At 69.6% G+C, this 16427-nt stretch carries 14 protein-coding genes and 1 pseudogene; 7 read left to right on the top strand and 8 right to left on the bottom strand.

The annotated features are described in order from the left end of the window. Positions 1 to 92: 92 nt before the first annotated feature. Positions 93 to 1067, top strand: a complete 975-nt coding sequence (locus tag PV721_RS07365; protein ID WP_319722015.1) for an MTH938/NDUFAF3 family protein — start codon at positions 93 to 95, stop codon at positions 1065 to 1067. A gap of 88 nt (positions 1068 to 1155) precedes the next feature. Here PV721_RS07365 and PV721_RS07360 read toward each other — a convergent pair whose 3' ends face one another. The 7 genes from PV721_RS07360 to PV721_RS07330 form a co-directional block, all read right to left on the bottom strand. Then, a complete protein-coding gene (locus PV721_RS07360; RefSeq protein ID WP_416371049.1) occupies positions 1156 to 2556 on the bottom strand; it encodes a nucleobase:cation symporter-2 family protein in 1401 nt (466 codons plus the stop codon). A gap of 375 nt (positions 2557 to 2931) precedes the next feature. Further along, on the bottom strand, positions 2932 to 4335 hold the full coding sequence (locus PV721_RS07355) for an 8-oxoguanine deaminase (RefSeq protein ID WP_319722013.1): 1404 nt from the start codon (positions 4333 to 4335) through the stop codon (positions 2932 to 2934). A 190-nt stretch (positions 4336 to 4525) separates the two neighbouring features. After that, complete coding sequence (gene pucL / locus PV721_RS07350) at positions 4526 to 5449, bottom strand: factor-independent urate hydroxylase (protein ID WP_319722012.1); 924 nt, start codon at positions 5447 to 5449, stop codon at positions 4526 to 4528. Between the two features lies 1 nt (position 5450). Then, a complete protein-coding gene (gene uraH, locus PV721_RS07345; protein ID WP_319722011.1) occupies positions 5451 to 5855 on the bottom strand; it encodes a hydroxyisourate hydrolase in 405 nt (134 codons plus the stop codon). A gap of 8 nt (positions 5856 to 5863) precedes the next feature. Next, positions 5864 to 6379, bottom strand: a complete 516-nt coding sequence (gene uraD, locus PV721_RS07340; protein WP_319722010.1) for a 2-oxo-4-hydroxy-4-carboxy-5-ureidoimidazoline decarboxylase — start codon at positions 6377 to 6379, stop codon at positions 5864 to 5866. Positions 6380 to 6533: 154 nt separating this feature from the next. After that, complete coding sequence (locus tag PV721_RS07335; RefSeq protein WP_319722009.1) at positions 6534 to 6929, bottom strand: helix-turn-helix domain-containing protein; 396 nt, start codon at positions 6927 to 6929, stop codon at positions 6534 to 6536. Beyond that, a complete protein-coding gene (locus PV721_RS07330; protein WP_319722008.1) occupies positions 6926 to 7177 on the bottom strand; it encodes a thiamine-binding protein in 252 nt (83 codons plus the stop codon). Before PV721_RS07330 ends, PV721_RS07335 begins: the two co-directional genes overlap by 4 nt. A gap of 125 nt (positions 7178 to 7302) precedes the next feature. Between PV721_RS07330 and PV721_RS07325 the strand changes: the two genes are divergently transcribed. The 5 genes from PV721_RS07325 to PV721_RS07305 all read left to right on the top strand — a co-directional run bounded on the left by PV721_RS07325 (position 7303) and on the right by PV721_RS07305 (position 13886). Further along, the gene (locus PV721_RS07325) at positions 7303 to 8136 is read left to right on the top strand and encodes a TIM barrel protein (RefSeq protein WP_319722007.1); all 834 of its coding nucleotides are present in this window, start codon (positions 7303 to 7305) and stop codon (positions 8134 to 8136) included. Positions 8137 to 8211: 75 nt separating this feature from the next. Then, positions 8212 to 9102, top strand: coding sequence for a 2-hydroxy-3-oxopropionate reductase (locus PV721_RS07320; protein WP_319722006.1), 891 nt, complete (start codon positions 8212 to 8214; stop codon positions 9100 to 9102). Positions 9103 to 9329: 227 nt separating this feature from the next. Continuing rightward, the gene (locus PV721_RS07315; protein ID WP_319722056.1) at positions 9330 to 10787 is read left to right on the top strand and encodes a catalase; all 1458 of its coding nucleotides are present in this window, start codon (positions 9330 to 9332) and stop codon (positions 10785 to 10787) included. Positions 10788 to 11307: 520 nt separating this feature from the next. Further along, positions 11308 to 11736 carry a hypothetical protein gene (locus PV721_RS07310; protein ID WP_416371048.1) on the top strand — a complete coding sequence of 143 codons (429 nt, stop codon included), beginning with the start codon at positions 11308 to 11310 and terminating at the stop codon, positions 11734 to 11736. Positions 11737 to 11810: 74 nt separating this feature from the next. After that, a complete protein-coding gene (locus PV721_RS07305) occupies positions 11811 to 13886 on the top strand; it encodes a tetratricopeptide repeat protein (protein ID WP_319722004.1) in 2076 nt (691 codons plus the stop codon). Between the two features lie 83 nt (positions 13887 to 13969). Here the strand turns inward: PV721_RS07305 and gcl are convergent, their stop codons facing one another. Beyond that, positions 13970 to 15757, bottom strand: coding sequence for a glyoxylate carboligase (gene gcl, locus PV721_RS07300; protein ID WP_319722003.1), 1788 nt, complete (start codon positions 15755 to 15757; stop codon positions 13970 to 13972). A 267-nt stretch (positions 15758 to 16024) separates the two neighbouring features. Between gcl and PV721_RS07295 the strand changes: the two are divergent. Continuing rightward, positions 16025 to 16427 (top strand): annotated as a pseudogene (locus tag PV721_RS07295) (hypothetical protein); the annotation flags it as partial.

The raw sequence follows: 16427 nt of genomic DNA, 5'->3' as shown, positions 1-16427 counted from the left end.
ACGGGTGCACGGACGGTCCGCGGCCGGTCACCGTACGCAGCTCCCCGTAAATCCGGATGAACGGCGCGACACGGGCTGGCATGCTCTCGCGCATGGCAGCCCGCACCGCACGTCCCAGCCTCTACATCTCCGTCGACGTCGAGGCCGACGGACCCGTCCCCGGCCCCTACTCGATGATCAGTTTCGGGGCCGCGGTCGCCGGCCGGCAGGACGGCGCCTCGTATACGGCCGCGGATCCGGAACGGCAGACCTTCTACCGCGAGCTGCGGCCGATCAGCGAGGAGTACGTGCCCGAGGCGCTCGCCGTCAGCGGGCTGGACCGCGACCGGCTGGTCCGGGAGGGCGCCGATCCGGCGACGGCCATGGACGAGTTCCGCACCTGGGTCCGGGAGGTGTCCGCCGAGGCCGGGGCGCAGCCGGTCATGTGCGGCTACCCGGCCCCCTTCGACTGGACCTTCCTGTACTGGTACCTGATGCGGTTCGGCGGGGACAGCCCCTTCGGCCACTCCGGCTGCCTGGACATGAAGACCCTCTACGCGACGAAGGCACGGGTACCGCTGCGCGCCGCGGTCAAGGGCCGGATGCCCCGCGAACTGCTCTCCCGTCGGCGGCACACGCACCACGCCCTCGACGACGCCGTCGAGCAGGCCGAGTTGATGAGCAACCTGATGCTGTGGACTCCCCCGGCGGCGGACCCGGCGGCGGAGCCCTCCCCGCGCATCACGCACCTCTCGTGGGGCCGGATCGAGGCCGAAGGGCTCGCCCCCGGCAAGGACTTCAGGCTCTACCCGGGCGGCGGCCGCCCCTGGGACTGGTCCGAGCACGGCACGCGGCACGAGCCCGGCATCCAGCCGCAGGAGGTGCGCGAGTTCCTCGACCTGGGGGTGACGGCGGTGGTGCTCAGCCAGGGCATGGACCAGCGCCTCGGGATCGCCCGGCAGACGCTGGAGGTGCTCCGGGCCGCCGGGGTCGAGGTGCACGTGGCGGGGACGACGGCAGCCGTGGAGGTCTACAACCGGCTGGCCGCCACCGAGCGGGTCGCCGGCCTCTTCCACTCGACCTGCTGACCGGGCACGCGAACGGCGGCGCGCACGCCACACCCGCAGTGGGTGGCGTGCGGGCCTCCGTTCCGTGCGCCCGGTCAGGGGCCGGGCATCAGTGCACCGGCACCGGATCCGGCGCGGCCCCCGAGGCCGCGCCCTTCCTGGCGCCGAGGTGGTTGAAGGCCAGGTTCAGCAGGATGGCCACGACGCAGCCGGTGCTGATGCCGGAGTCGAGGACGACCAGCAGGTCCTTCGGGAAGGCGTGGTAGAACTCCGGCGCGGCGATCGGGATCAGGCCGATGCCCACGGAGGCCGCCACGATCAGGGCGTTCTCGCCCTTCTCCATGGCCGCGCCGGCCAGGGTCTGGATGCCGCTGGCCGCGACCGACCCGAAGAGGACGATGCCGGCGCCGCCGAGGACCGGCAGCGGGACCACGCCGATGACGGAGGCCGCCATCGGGCACAGGCCCAGCAGGATCAGGATGCCGCCGCCCGCGGCGACCACGAACCGGCTGCGGACCTTGGTCATGGCGACCAGCCCGATGTTCTGGGCGAAGGCGCTGCACATGAAGCCGTTGAAGAGCGGGCTGAGCGCGCTGCCGAGGGTGTCGGCGCGCAGGCCGCCCTCGATGGTCCTCGCGTCCGCCGGGCGGCCGACGATCTTGCCGAGGGCCAGGATGTCGGCGGTGGACTCGGTCATGCAGACGAGCATGACGATGCACATCGAGATGATCGCGGCGACCTGGAACTGCGGGGCGCCGAAGTGGAACGGGGTCGGGAAGCCCACCCCGGACGCGTTCTTGACGGCGTCGAAGCTGGTCATGCCGAGCGGCAGGGCGATGAGCGTGCCCGCGACCAGGCCGAGCAGGATGGAGATCTGCTGGAGGAAGCCGCGCAGGAACTTGCGCATCAGCAGGACGACGACCAGGGTGGCGGCGGCCATGCCGATGTTCTTCATCGAGCCGTAGTCGGTGGCGGTGCTGTTCCCGCCTTGCGACCAGTTGAAGGCCACGGGCAGGAGCGAGACGCCGATGAGGGTGATGACCGTACCCGTCACGACGGGTGGGAAGAAGCGGACGAGCTTGCCGAAGTAGGGGGCGGCGAAGAAGCCGAGGATCCCGGCGACGACGATCGCGCCGAAGATGACGGGGATGGCGTTGTCCCCCTCTCCCTTGCCGATCGCGATCATCGGGGTCACGCCGGCGAAGGAAACGCCGTTGACGAAGGGGAGTTTGGCGCCGATCTTCCAGAACCCGAGGGTCTGGAGGAGGGTGGCGAGGCCGGCGGTGAAGAGCGAGGCCCCCATCAGGAAGGCCGTCTCGGTGGCGGACAGCCCCACGGCAGGGCCGACGATCATGGGCGGGGCGACGACACCCGCGTACATGGCGGCCACGTGCTGGAGACCGCTCGTGAACATCTTCAGCGGAGGCAGGGTCTCGTCGACCGGGTGTTTCTCCCCGGAGACCTGCGGTACGGCGACTGCGTCTTTGCGAAACCTGGGCATTGCGGCCACGGCTTCCTCCGGTCGGGTAACACGTCGGCAGGGACGTGGGTGTCATGGAGGTGGTGCGAAAGGAGTGCGAGTCGAGCCTGTATGGAGTTGTGGGTGGTGCGACTACGTGTCCCAAGGGGTGCAGAAACGATTCGCCCAAAAACCGGTTCCGCGCTGTGGTTCCAGCCGTGGGGCTGGAGGTGCCGTGGCCATGGCGCGATGCGCGCGCGGCAGCACAAGTGGCACGAGTCACCGCCCCGGGGCGCCCTCGGATCTCCTCAGGCGCTACCCGGGAACGGCTGCCACGGACCCCGCTCGGGTCCGTGGCCGCCGGCCGGGGGCCGTCCCCCCCGGCCGGACTTCTGGGGGTACCTCCCAGCGGTACCTGGGGGAGGGTCAGGCCTGCGCGGAGATCCGCGCGAGGCGCTGGGCCTCTTCCCGGGTGGACACCGCGATGGCGTCCTCGTCCGCGAAGAGCAGGCGGTTGTTCTCGACGATCTGCTTGCCGTTGACGAACGACGCGGTGACCGGGGCGGCCGCACCGAAGACCAGCGCGGTGACCGGGTCGGCGATCGAGGAGTGCAGGAAGGTGCTCAGGTTCCACAGCACCAGGTCGGCGCACTTGCCGACCTCCAGCGAGCCGATGTTGTCGGCGCGGCCGAGGACCTGGGCGCCGCCGTAGGTACCGAGGCGCAGGGCCTGGCGCGCGTTCAGGGCGCGCTCGCGGTGGACCGGGTTCAGGCGGTTGATGAGGAGCGCGTTGCGCAGCTCGGTGTGCAGCTCACCGGACTCGTTGGAGGCGGTGCCGTCCACGCCGAGGCCGACCGGGACGCCGGCGGCGAGCATGTCCGGGACGCGGGCGATGCCGGCGGCCAGACGGGCGTTGGAGGACGGGCAGTGCGCGACACCGGTCTTGGTACGGGCGAACGCGGCGATGTCGGAGTCGTTCATGTGGACGCTGTGCGCCATCCACACGTCCTCGCCGAGCCAGCCGGTCGACTCGAAGTAGTCGGTCGGGCCCATGCCGAACAGTTCCTTGCAGAACTGCTCTTCCTCGACGGTCTCGGAGCCGTGCGTGTGCATGCGCACGCCCAGGCGGCGGGCCAGCTCGGCGCCCTGCTTCAGCAGCTCGGTGGAGACCGAGAAGGGGGAGCACGGGGCGACGGCGACCTGGGTCATCGCGTCGAAGGAGGCGTCGTGGTACTTCTTCACGGTCGCCTCGGTGTCGGCGAGCGCACCCTCGAGGGTCTCGACGGCGTGGTCCGGCGGCAGGCCGCCGTCCTTCTCGCTGCGGTCCATCGAGCCGCGGGCGAGGGTGAACCGCACGCCCATCTCGGAGGCGGCGCGGATGATCGAGCCGGAGAGGTCGCCGGAGCCCTTGGGGTAGACGTAGTGGTGGTCCATCGCGGTGGTGACGCCACCCTTGGCCATCGCGGCGAGGGAGCCCTGCGCAGCCGTGTACGTCATCTGCTCGTCGATGCGCGCCCACGTCGGGTACAGCGCGACCAGCCAGTTGAAGAGGTTGTGGTCGGTGGCCAGACCACGCGTGATCCACTGGTAGAAGTGGTGGTGCGTGTTGACCAGACCGGGGGTCACGAGGTGCCCGGTGCCGTCGATGCGACGTACGACGTTCTCGAGGTTCTCGGGGGCTTCGCCCGCACCGATCGACTCGATCTTGTTGCCGGCGACGACGATGTGACCCGAGGCGTACTCGGTGTCGTTCGCGTCGACCGTCGCAATCGCACAGTTCTCGATGACGATGCGCTCGACCGCGCTGTCAGGGGCTGCCGATGCTGCCATGGGACTTCCTCGTGCTTTCAGTGGCGGTATGGGCACGGCAAGGCCCAGGAGATTTGAGTGCCGGAGCCGGGGGCCTTGACAGCTGACAGTACTGCCGCCCCGAGTGAAGCGTCCGGGTGCCGATTCACGAAGCTGAAGTGTGTCGCGCGGTCCCGGGGCCACTGCGGAGCCCCGGGACGCGCGTGCCGCATCAGAGGTTGGTCATGTCCACGGGGATACGGGCGTCAACGCCGTCCCGGAGAACAGTGGCCTCGATCAGACCGTACGGGCGGTCCGCGGCGAAGTAGACCTCGTTGTCGTTCTTGAGGCCGAAGGGCTCAAGGTCCACGAGGAAGTGGTGCTTGTTCGGGAGCGAGAAGCGGACCTCGTCGATCTCCGAACGGTGGTTGATGATGCGCGAACCCATCTGGTACAGGGTCTGCTGCAGCGACAGGGAGTAGGTCTCCGCGAAGGCCTGGAGCATGTGCTTCCGGGTCTCGGCGTAGGACTTCTCCCAGTTGGGCATCCGCTGCTCGTCGTCCGACCAGTTGAAGCGCCAGCGAGCCGACACCTGGGTGGCCAGGATGCGGTCGTAGGCCTCCTTCAGCGTCGTGTACTTGTCCTTCACGTAACCCCAGAACTCGGAGTTCGTGGAGTTCATGACGACCAGGTCCTTGAGGCCGGAGATGACCTCCCAGTTCTTGCCGTCGTACGTGATCTGGGTGACGCGGGTCTCCATGCCCTGGCGGACGAAGGAGTGGTTCACCTCGTCGGAGCCGATGAACTTCGAGTTGGCGTCCGATGTGGCGATCCGGTCCCAGGCGTACTCCTCGATCCGGATGCGCGCACGCTGGATCGGCTCCTGGCTGCCCACGAACCAGCGCGCCAGGTGGATGCCGAACTGCTCGGCGGACTCGATGCCGTACTCCTTGGCGAACGCGTACACCGTGTTCTTGGTGGTGTCCGTCGGCAGGACGTTGGCGTTCGAGCCGGAGTAGTGGACGTCGTCCATGTCGCCGGAGAGGGCGACCGAGACGTTCAGGTCCTTGATGTGGTGCGTGTCGCCGTCCCGCGTGATCTTGACGACGCGGTTCTCTGCTTTGCCGTACTGGTTCTGGCCCAGAATCGTGGCCATGCTAGCTCCCTCGGTAAACGGAGTAGCCGAACGGGTTGAGCAGCAGCGGTACGTGGTAATGCTCGCCGGGAGTGACCGCGAACGTGATCGTCACTTCCGGGAAAAACGCACCGCTGTCCCTTACGCGGGGGGCGTCCTGCTGCGCCTCGGCTTGCTTCTCGGAACTGTGCTTACTAAAGAAGTACGTCTCGGTCTCGAAGTCGAGACGTACGTGGGTGGTGCCCTCCGGCAGCGCCGGCAGGTCCTTGCAGCGCCCGTCCGCATCGGTGGCGGAGCCGCCCAGGGCCGTCCACTCGCCGTCCAGACCCGTGCGGGCCGACAGGGAGATGGCGACGCCCTCGGCGGGCTTGCCGATGCTGGTGTCCAGGATGTGCGTGGACACCGACGCGGTGGTCTCGGTGCTCATGATCGGTCTCACTCTCCTTCAACGAGTTCGACGAGGCGGGTCAGGCGGATCTTGTTGATCTTGACGAGCTCGCCGCGGGCGATTTCCCGCTCCTGCTCCGGCGAGTTGTCGATCCGGACCTTGACCGCGTCCCGCATGAACTCACCGGTCGCACCGGTGGCGCAGATGAGGAAGACGTGGCCGAACTTCTCCTGGTACGCCAGGTTCAGTTCGAGGAGCTCGTTCTTGAGCTCCTCCGAGGCACCGGCCATGCCGCGCTGCTCGCGGGCGGAGGTCGGGTCTCCCGGCTTCGGCCGGCCGATCGGCGCGTGGCCTCCCATCGCTTCGCCCAGGTCCTCCGCGGTGAGCTCCGCCATGGCGGCTTCGTTCGCGGCGAACAGGGACTCTGCGGTGGCGAAGGGGCGCTGGGCGAGCAGCTTGCTCCCCCACGCCGAACTGGCGCACACCTCGTGCAGCTCGGCCGTGGCCGCGCTGTCGTCCAAGGTGTTGAACCGGGTGAGACCCGGGGTCGGACTCGAAGTCACGGTAGGCCTCCGTGGCCTGTTGTTGCTTTGACGGGCTGCGCATAGCTAACGCGCTCCACCACACGGCGTCAACACTTTGTTGAAACTTCCCGTACACAAAAGCCGCCGCCCGGGTGAATTGGGCGGCGGCTCGTCACTGCGGGTCAGCAGTCTTTCACTCTTGGGCGTTTTTGGCGGTGCCTTTGGGGCCGGAGTCCCGGTTCAAGTAGTTGTAGACCGTGAAACGGCTTACACCCAGGGCGCCCGCGACCGTTTCCACGCCGTGCCGCACGGAGAAGGCGCCCCGCGCCTCCAGTATCCGCACCACGTCCTGCTTGGACTTCCGGTCGAGCTGCGACAACGGTACGCCGTGCCGGCGCTCCAGGGCCGCCAGGATGTGGTCCAGCGAATCCGAGAGCTGCGGCAGGCGCACGGCCAGCAGGTCCTGACCCTCCCAGCTGAGCACGACGTCGTCGGGCTGCGCCAGGGCCGGATCCATCAGCTCGCCGCCCATGGCGTCCACCAGCGGCTTGACCGCGGTGACGAAGGGGTGGTCACGGGGTTCGGTCATGGGGTGTCCTCCCCGATCACGTTGACCTGGAGCGAGACGCGCGTGGCTCCGGCCTCCAGGGAATCGCGCAGCAGCGCGCCCACCGCCGCCAGCACCCGGTCGGCCTCGCCCTCGACGGTGTTGCCGAACGGACCGACGTCCACCGCGTCCAATTGGGCCTTCTGGATGACCTCACGCGCGGCTACGGCATGGGCAGGAGCCTCTTCGAGATCGAAGGGCTCGGTCGTGAACTCCACTCTCAATCGCACGCGGTCAAGCTACCCCGCGGTCACGATTTTCCGGCAGTCCGTACTTGACATCCGGGACAAGCCCGATGCAGTCTTCCATCAAGCAGAAACTAACTTCCGCAATACGGAAGGAGCGCACACCCCTCATGGGATACACGGACCAGCGCTTCGATGTAAACCTTTCGATCCTCTTCACGGAACTCCCGCTCCTGGAGCGTCCTGCGGCTGCCGCCGCGGCGGGCTTCACGGCGGTCGAGCTGTGGTGGCCCTGGATCGAGACCCCCACCCCCGCACAGGAGGAGCTCGACGCCCTCAAGCAGGCTCTTGAGGACGCCGGCACCCAGCTGGTGGGCCTGAACTTCTACGCCGGCCGGCTGCCGGGCCCGGACCGCGGTGCGGTCTCGGTTCCCGGTGCGGAGTCGGAGCGCTTCAACGCCAACATCAACGTGGCCGCCGACTTCGCGGCCTCGGTCGGCTGCAAGGCGCTGAACGCCCTGTACGGCAACCGCGTCGAAGGCGTGGACCCGGCCGTGCAGGACGAGCTCGCACTGAAGAACCTGGTCGTGGCGGCTCAGGCCGCGGACCGCGTCGGCGCGATCCTCCTGATCGAGACCCTCAACAAGCCCGAGTCGCCGCTCTACCCGCTGGTGAGCGCCCCGGCCGGCATCGAGGTGGTGGACAAGGTGAACGAGGCCACCGGCCTCGGCAACGCCAAGTTCCTGCTCGACCTGTACCACCTGGCGATGAACGATGAGGACCTCTCCGAGGTCATCGAAAAGTACGCCGCCAAGACCGGGCACGTCCAGATCGCGGACAAGCCCGGACGAGGTGCCCCCGGCACCGGCGAGCTGCCCCTCGAGGAGCTGCTCGACCAGCTGAAGAAGGCCGGATACGAGGGCTACGTAGGCCTGGAGTACAAGGCCGCCGACGCTGCCGCGTCCTTCGCATGGCTGCCGGCCGAGGCCCGCGCCGCGAAGTAGGCGGACAAAGTCCAGGCGATCAGCCAGGCACGTCACGAACTTTTCGTACAAAGCATTAAGAGAAGGACCCTCATCATGAGCAACCTCCCCAAGATCGCCTGGATCGGCCTCGGAATCATGGGCTCCCCCATGGCCGAGAACCTCCTGAAGGCCGGCTACTCGGTCACCGGCTTCACCCTGGAGCAGGACAAGCTGGACCGTCTGGCCGCCGCCGGCGGCTCCGCGGCCGGCTCGATCGCCGAGGCCGTCAAGGACGCCGACGTCATCATCACGATGGTGCCCGCCTCCCCGCAGGTCGAGGCCATCTCCTACGGTGAGAACGGCATCCTCGAGAACGCGAAGTCCGGCGCGCTGATCATCGACATGTCGTCGATCACCCCGCAGACCTCGATCGACCTCGCGAAGAACGCCGCCGCCAAGGGCATCCGCGTCATCGACGCCCCGGTGTCCGGCGGCGAGGCCGGCGCCATCGAGGCCGTCCTGTCGATCATGGTGGGTGGCGAGCAGGCCGACTTCGACGCCGCCCTGCCGATCCTCGAGGCCCTCGGCAAGGTCATCGTCCTGTGCGGTCCGCACGGCTCCGGCCAGACGGTGAAGGCCGCCAACCAGCTCATCGTCGCGGTGAACATCCAGGCGTGCGCCGAGGCCGTCGTCTTCCTCGAGAAGTCGGGCGTGAACCTCGAGGCCGCCCTGGACGTCCTCAACGGCGGTCTGGCCGGCTCCACGGTCCTGACCCGGAAGAAGGACAACTTCCTGAACCGCGACTTCAAGCCCGGTTTCCGGATCGACCTGCACCACAAGGACATGGGCATCGTCACCGACGCCGCCCGCAACGTCGGTGCGGCGCTCCCGGTCGGCGCGGTCGTCGCCCAGCTGGTCGCCTCGCTGCGCGCCCAGGGCGACGGCGGCCTGGACCACTCCGCCCTGCTCCGTGCGGTCGAGCGCCTCTCCGGCGCTCAGCTCTGAGCCCGCGGCCCGGGTCCCGGGCCGCACCTCCCCCTGACGGGGGCCCGAGTCTCCGGATGGCGCCGGCGCTGACACCTGTCCTGTCGCGCCCAAGCGCCGGCGCCGTCCGGATCACCTCTCTTCAACTTCGTTCAACAAACTGTTGACGTTTAGTTCTCGCCGAAATTAGGCTGTTCCGCATGACGGAAGACGCTTTCCGTCAGCAGTTACCCGTACGGAAGGTCACCATGTCGAAGCGCACGCTGACGACCGAGTCCGGCGCCCCGGTCGCCGACAATCAGAACTCCGCCACCGCCGGCGTCGGTGGCCCGCTCCTGGTCCAGGACCAGCAGCTCCTCGAGAAGCTTGCCCGCTTCAACCGCGAGCGCATCCCGGAGCGCGTGGTGCACGCCCGCGGTTCGGCCGCGTACGGCTACTTCGAGGTGACCGACGACGTCACCGCGTACACCAGCGCCGCGTTCCTGAACACGGTCGGCAAGAAGACCGAGACCTTCCTGCGGTTCTCCACCGTCGCCGACTCGCTGGGCGGCGCGGACGCGGTCCGCGACCCGCGTGGCTTCGCGCTGAAGTTCTACACCGAAGAGGGCAACTACGACCTCGTCGGCAACAACACCCCGGTGTTCTTCATCAAGGACCCGATCAAGTTCCCCGACTTCATCCACTCCCAGAAGCGCGACCCCTTCACGGGCAAGCAGGAGCCGGACAACGTCTGGGACTTCTGGGCGCACGCCCCCGAGGCGACGCACCAGATCACCTGGCTCATGGGTGACCGCGGCATCCCGGCGTCGTACCGTCACATGAACGGCTACGGCTCCCACACGTACCAGTGGACGAACGAGCAGGGCGAGGCCTTCTTCGTCAAGTACCACTTCAAGACGAACCAGGGCATCCGCTGCCTCTCGGGCGAGCAGGCCGCCGAGCTCGTCGGCAAGGACGCGAACTCGCACCAGACCGACCTGCTCCAGGCGATCGAGCGCGGTGTGAACCCGAGCTGGACCCTCTACGTCCAGATCATGCCCGCCGCCGAGGCCGCGGACTACCGCTTCAACCCGTTCGACCTCACCAAGGTGTGGCCGCACAGCGACTACCCGCTGCAGCGCGTGGGCCGTCTGGTCCTCGACCGCAACCCGGACAACGTCTTCGCCGAGGTCGAGCAGTCCGCCTTCTCCCCGAACAACTTCGTCCCGGGCATCACCGCCTCGCCGGACAAGATGCTCCAGGGCCGTCTCTTCGCGTACGCCGACGCCCAGCGCTACCGCCTCGGTGTGAACCACACCGTGCTGCCGGTCAACGCCCCGAAGGCGACGAAGGCCGACAACTACGGCCGCGACGGTGTCATGGCGCTGCGCAACGGCTCGCGCCACGACAAGAACTACGAGCCCAACTCGTACCAGGGTCCGGCCGAGACCGGTCTGGCACTGGGCGCCCCCAAGGCCGTCTCCGGCTACACGGGCACCCACGAAGCCCCGGCCCACACCAAGGACGACGACTTCTTCCAGGCCGGTGAGCTCTACCGCCTGATGTCGGAGGCCGAGAAGCAGCGTCTGGTGGCGAACATCGCCGGCGGCCTGTCTCAGGTCACCCTCGAGGACGTCATCGAGAAGAACCTGGCTCACTTCCACGCCGCCGACGCCGACTACGGCCGTCGCGTCGAGGAGGCCGTGCGCGCCCTGCGCGACGCCTGAGCCGCACAGCTGTACCGGGGGCCTGACGGGAGGTCAGGCCCCGGGTGCTGAGCCCGACCCGTGGACCCGGATGAGGGGTGGTACGCGGTGAGGGCAGGACGAGGACCGTGGCGGGCGTGCGAGCCAGTGCGGTGGTAATGGGTTCCGAGGCCCGTCTCTTGACCTGAGGGAGACGGTGCCGGAGTTCTCGTCGCCGACCGCCACGGTCCCGGCCAATCCTCTTCGTACAGGGGCTACGCACAGAGCCCCCTGCACGCGGAGGCCCCCCTCCCCACACACTCCGCCCGGCGGTGCGAACGTCCTGTCGCGCCAGCCTCGTACCGTCGGGCGGTAACAAACCAGAGCGCCGAGTCACGGACGGTCCCGTGACTCGGCGCTTTGTCATGTCCGGATGCACGCACGGGCCCTGCCCGGAAGGCCGCGGCGATAGACTCCCCAAGATCGTCGGTGATCCGTTCGGAGGGGGCAAGTCATGTTGCCGGAAGCATTGTTGGCATTGGCCACGGCTGGTGGAACGGCGGTGGTACAAGCCGCCGGCACGGATGCCTGGGACAGTTTCCGCGCGCAGGTGGCCGGCTGGTTCGGGCGTGGGGACACCGACCGGGCGAGCGGTGAGCTGGTGCGGCTGGACCGGAGCGCGTCCGAGCTCGCCACGGCCGGCGCCGACACGGGCGGGGAACGGGCCCGGATCCGCCAGGAGGCCATGTGGCAGGCCCGCTTCGAGGGGCTGCTGGAGAGCCTCCCGGACGACCAGCGCGACCGGGCCGCCGAGGAACTGCGCGCACTGCTCGACGCACCCGCAGCGCCCGGGGTGTCCGCCGGCGACGCCGGGCTGGCCGTCGGCGGGGACCTGCACGTCAGGGCCGACCACGGGTCGATCGCCGCCGCGGTGATCCACGGAGGTGCGCACCTCAGCCCCCCTCCCCCGCCGGCTCCGTCCCAGGGCTGAACGGACCGGCTGTCGAAAGCCCCCTTCCCACCGGGTCCGCGCACCCGTTCACCGTCCAGGCCGGGCACTACGGCATGGCCGTCGGCCGCGCCGACCACGTCTCGTACCACGCCGCCTCCCGCACTCCGGCGTCCTGGCCGCTCCTGGTGGGCACGATCCCCGGCGCCGCGCGCTGCTTCCAGCGCCGGACCTCCCTCGACGGCGGCTCCGGCCTGCTGGTCGGCACCGCCGGCACCGGCAAGACGCAGCAGGCCGCGCACCTCGCCCGTACGGCGTGGGCCGAAGGCCGCCTCGACCTGCTCGTGTGGGTCACCGCCACCGGCCGTGAGGCGGTCCTCGCCGGCTACGCACAGGCCATCGCCGAGATCACCGGATCCGACGGCGCTTCGCCCGAGCAGGCCGCGCAGGCGTTCCTCGCATGGCTGCGGCCGGGCGCAGGGAGCCCGCGGCGGCGCTGGCTGGTCGTCCTGGACGGCGTGTCCGACCCCGACGACGTACGCGGCCTGTGGCCCCCGGAGCACCCCGACGGGCAGACCCTCGTCACCACCAGGCGCCGGGACATCGCACGGCCGGGGCCGGGCCCGGGCGTGGTCCACGTGGACGGGTTCACCGCGGACGAGGCCACGGCGTACCTGGCCGAGGTCCTGGCCGCGAGCGGGCGCAGCGGCCGGCCCGCGGAACTGGAGGCGCTGGCCCGGGCGCTGGGACTGCTCCCGCTGGCGCTGTCCCAGGCCGTGAGCCACCTCGTGCGGGAGGACCTCGACTGCGCGACGTACAACCGCCTGCTGGGCCGGGACGGCGGGAGACCACTCGCCGAGCTCGTGCCCGGTCCCGGCGCACTGCCGGACGGCCAGCCCTTCGGCGTGCACGAGGCGTGGCTGCCGTCGCTCGAACGAGCCGACCGGACGCCACCGGCCGGACTGGCACTCCCCTTGATGGAACTGGCGGCCCTGCTCCCGTCCGAGGGAGCACCCGAGGCCGCCTTCACGGGCACGGCCGCCAGGCGTCACATGCAGCAGTACCGCACGGCATCCTCCACCGGCACGCACGGGAACGGGCTCCGGCCCGAGGACGTGACGGCAGCGCTCCGGGCTCTGGACCGCCATGGCCTGATCGGCTACACGCCGCAGGACCCTCACCGTTCCGTACGGGTGCATCCGGTCCTCCAGCGGGTGACCCTCGAGGCGGTGCCCGCGCACCGGTCCGCGACACTCGCGTGGACCGTCGGCTCGATGCTGGTGGACGCCGCGGACGGGAACCGGGACGATCCCTCGTTCGCCCCGGTCCTGGTGGCCTGCGCCGACGGACTGCGGCGTCACGCCGAATCGGCCCTGTGGACCGCCTCCCGCCGCAACGCCTCGAGCGCCTCGCTGGAAAGCCTCTTCGCCGACGAGTCGCCCCTCGGCGTGCACCCGCTGCTCTTCCGTGTCGGCGAGTTCCTGGGGACGACGGGCCGGGGCGAGGCTGCCCGGCGCCACTTCGAGCGGCTCGCGGACGAAGCCCTGCGCCACCAGGGAGCGGAGTCCTCCGTCCTCCACGGGGCCCGCGAGCGCGCCGCGCACTGGCGGGGCGAGTCCGGGGACCCGGCAGGGGCCGCCGTGGCGTACGCGGCGGTCCTCGCCGATCAGATCCGCGTCCTGGGTCCCGGGCACGAACGCACCATCACCACACGGGCCGAGCTGGGGTACTGGCGCGGCCGGGCGGGGGACGCGGCCGGTGCGGCCGCGGCTTACGCCGAACTGATCCCGCTCCAGCAGCACAGGTACGGGCCGGCGTATCCGGGCGTCTTCGAGAACCGGGCGCTGCTCGCGCGCCATCAGGGCGAGTCCGGGGACGCGTACGGGGCCGCCATCGCCTACGAGGTCCTGCTGAACGACCTGCTGCGGCACCTGGGCGCGCGGGGCGGGCCCACGCTTCCCAGGGAGACCTTCCTGGGGCTGGTGGTGACGCGTCCGAACTGGTCCGACGTCTTCGGCGCGCACTACGGCCACGCTCACTGGCGCGGCCGGGCCGGGGACGCCGCGGGGGCCGCGACCTCCTTGACCCATCTGCTGAACGAGCAGGTACGGGTGCTCGGGCCCGACCATCCCGACACCGCGGCGACCCGCCGGGAGCTGGCCCGCTGGGCGCAGTACGCGCGGGACCGGTAGGCGGCCCGCGTCGGACGCGGAACGGCCCCCGTCCCTCCCGGAGGAGGAGCGGGGGCCGCTGTGTACTACCGAGTACTGCGGGATCAGACCTTGAGGGACTTGATCGCGGTCGGGGCGTGGCCCGGCTCGGTCGCGAGCTCCTCGAACTCGGTGACGTCGCTCATGTCGACCGTCTTGCTCATCGCGATGTTGGTGATGCGCTCCAGGATCGCCTCGACGACGACCGGAACCTGGAACTCCTGGGCCAGCTTCTTGGCCTCCTCGAAGGCCTCGCCCAGCTTGTCCGGGTCGGTGACGCGGATCGCCTTGACGCCCAGGCCCTCGGCGACCTTGACGTGGTCGACGCCGTAGACACCCAGCTCGGGGGTGTTGATGTTCTCGAACTCGAGGTTGACCTCGAAGTTGATGCCCAGGCCGCCCTGCGCCTGACGGATCAGACCCAGGTAGGCGTTGTTCACGAGGACGTGGACGTAGGGGACCTTGTGCTGCGCGGCGACCGCGAGCTCCTCGATCATGAACTGGAAGTCGTAGTCGCCCGAGAGCGCGACGATCGGTGTCTCCGGGTCCGCGGTGGCGGCACCGATCGCGGCCGGGATGGTCCAGCCGAGCGGACCGGCCTGGCCGCAGTTGATCCAGTGGCGCGGCCGGTAGACGTGCAGGAACTGCGCGGCCGCGATCTGGGAGAGACCGATGGTGGTGACGTAGCGGGTCTCCGGGCCGAAGGCCTTGTTCATCTCCTCGTAGACGCGCTGCGGCTTCAGGGGGATGTTGTCGAAGTGCGTGCGGCGCTGCAGGGTGGCCTTGCGCTCCTGCGACGAGGCGGCCCAGGCGGAGAAGTCGGGCAGCTTGCCCTCGGCCTTGAGCTCCTTGGCGACCTCGATGAAGAGCTCCAGCGCGACCTTGGCGTCGGAGGCGATGCCGAAGTCCGGGGCGAAGATCTTGCCGAGCTGGGTCGGCTCGATGTCGACGTGGACGAACTTGCGGCCCTTGGTGTACGCCTCGAGGTTGTAGCCCGTGTGACGGTTGGCCCAGCGGTTGCCGATGCCGAAGACGAAGTCCGACTCGAGGAACGTCGCGTTGCCGTAGCGGTGGGCGGTCTGCACACCGACCATGCCGGCGGCCAGCTCGTGGTCGTCCGGGATGGTGCCCCAGCCCATCAGGGTGGAGATGACCGGGACGCCGGTCAGCTCGGCGAACTCGACCAGCAGGTCGGAGGCGTCGGCGTTGATGATGCCGCCACCGGCGACGATCAGCGGACGCTCGGACTCCAGCAGGAACCGAATGGCCTTCTCGGCCTGGGCGCGGCTGGCCTGCGGCTTGTAGACCGGCAGCGGCGTGTAGGTCTCGGGGTCGAACTCGATCTCGGTCAGCTGGACGTCGATCGGCAGGTCGATGAGGACCGGGCCGGGACGGCCGGAGCGCATCAGGTGGAAGGCCTCCTGGAACACGCCCGGGACCTGCGCGGCCTCCAGGACGGTCGTGGCCTTCTTGGTGACGGGCTTGGCGATCGAGGCGATGTCGACGGCCTGGAAGTCCTCCTTGTGGAGCTTCGAGACCGGAGCCTGACCGGTGATGCACAGGATCGGGATCGAGTCCGCGATCGCGGAGTACAGGCCGGTGATCATGTCGGTGCCGGCCGGGCCCGAGGTGCCGATGCAGACACCGATGTTGCCCGCCTTGGCCCGTGTGTAGCCCTCGGCCATGTGCGAGGCGCCCTCGACGTGACGGGCCAGCGTGTGCGCGATGCCGCCCACGTTCTTGAGCTCGCGGTAGAACGGGTTGATCGCAGCACCGGGCACGCCGAACGCTTGTTCGACACCCTCGAGCTTGAGGATCTCAACTGCAGCGGCGGCGGCTGTCATACGAGGCATCAGGTTCTCCTGCGGGTCTGGCGGTCAGGCTTTTCCGTCATCCGGAAGTTTTGTTCTGCTATACGGAACAAGCTAAGCGGAGGCCCCGTCGGCGTCAAGGCGGTAGGGGACCCCGGAACCCACCAAAAGCCGCGTCTTGCTCGGCGAGTTGTACAAATGACCGATCAGGCGGCCCGGATCTGCCGGAATTGGCGTGCACCCTCGCCTCCGCGGTCGCCGGTGGTGGAGCATGGACCTACGCACAGCGACGGAGGGGATCCAGGTCTCATGGCGGAAGCGGTACCGGTGCGCTGCCCGGCGTGCCTGCGCGACAACGGCTACACCGCGCCGGTCTTCCCCTGCGCCTGCGGAAGCCCGGTGCATCCCCCGCTCGACCTGGCGGCGCCGCCGGTGCCGCTGACCCACCGCACCTGGTCGGACAGCTGGGTGGCGGTGCGGTGCACGGCCTGCGGGCGGGAGAGCGAGTGGCCGCAGCCCGAGCTGGGATGCGGCTCGTGCGGGACGGTGGTGCGGATCCCGGTGCACCCGCTGGAGCGCGTGGACTCCGGGGACGGAGCCGGCCCAGGTGACGAGCCCGGGCCGGGGCTGGCCGACGGCGGGGTACGGCGGGACGGCGCGAGTACGGGACGGGGCGCGGGTACGGGGCCGAGCGCGAGGACGGGGCCGGGCA

The organism is Streptomyces sp. MB09-01 (assembly GCF_033794505.1).
Classification (GTDB): domain Bacteria; phylum Actinomycetota; class Actinomycetes; order Streptomycetales; family Streptomycetaceae; genus Streptomyces.
The sequence above is the reverse complement of the archived record's forward strand: the minus strand, read 5'-3'. Positions and strand labels throughout refer to the sequence as shown.

What these genes read in the sequence shown, in the direction of transcription:
- PV721_RS07365 (WP_319722015.1), top strand. Translation starts at nt 93, where the DNA reads ATGGCAGCCCGCACCGCACGTCCCAGCCTCTACATCTCCGTCGACGTC.
- PV721_RS07355 (WP_319722013.1), bottom strand. Translation starts at nt 4,335, where the DNA reads ATGGCAGCATCGGCAGCCCCTGACAGCGCGGTCGAGCGCATCGTCATC.
- pucL (WP_319722012.1), bottom strand. Translation starts at nt 5,449, where the DNA reads ATGGCCACGATTCTGGGCCAGAACCAGTACGGCAAAGCAGAGAACCGC.
- uraH (WP_319722011.1), bottom strand. Translation starts at nt 5,855, where the DNA reads ATGAGCACCGAGACCACCGCGTCGGTGTCCACGCACATCCTGGACACC.
- PV721_RS07335 (WP_319722009.1), bottom strand. Translation starts at nt 6,929, where the DNA reads ATGACCGAACCCCGTGACCACCCCTTCGTCACCGCGGTCAAGCCGCTG.
- PV721_RS07325 (WP_319722007.1), top strand. Translation starts at nt 7,303, where the DNA reads ATGGGATACACGGACCAGCGCTTCGATGTAAACCTTTCGATCCTCTTC.
- PV721_RS07320 (WP_319722006.1), top strand. Translation starts at nt 8,212, where the DNA reads ATGAGCAACCTCCCCAAGATCGCCTGGATCGGCCTCGGAATCATGGGC.
- PV721_RS07315 (WP_319722056.1), top strand. Translation starts at nt 9,330, where the DNA reads ATGTCGAAGCGCACGCTGACGACCGAGTCCGGCGCCCCGGTCGCCGAC.
- PV721_RS07305 (WP_319722004.1), top strand. Translation starts at nt 11,811, where the DNA reads ATGGCCGTCGGCCGCGCCGACCACGTCTCGTACCACGCCGCCTCCCGC.
- gcl (WP_319722003.1), bottom strand. Translation starts at nt 15,757, where the DNA reads ATGCCTCGTATGACAGCCGCCGCCGCTGCAGTTGAGATCCTCAAGCTC.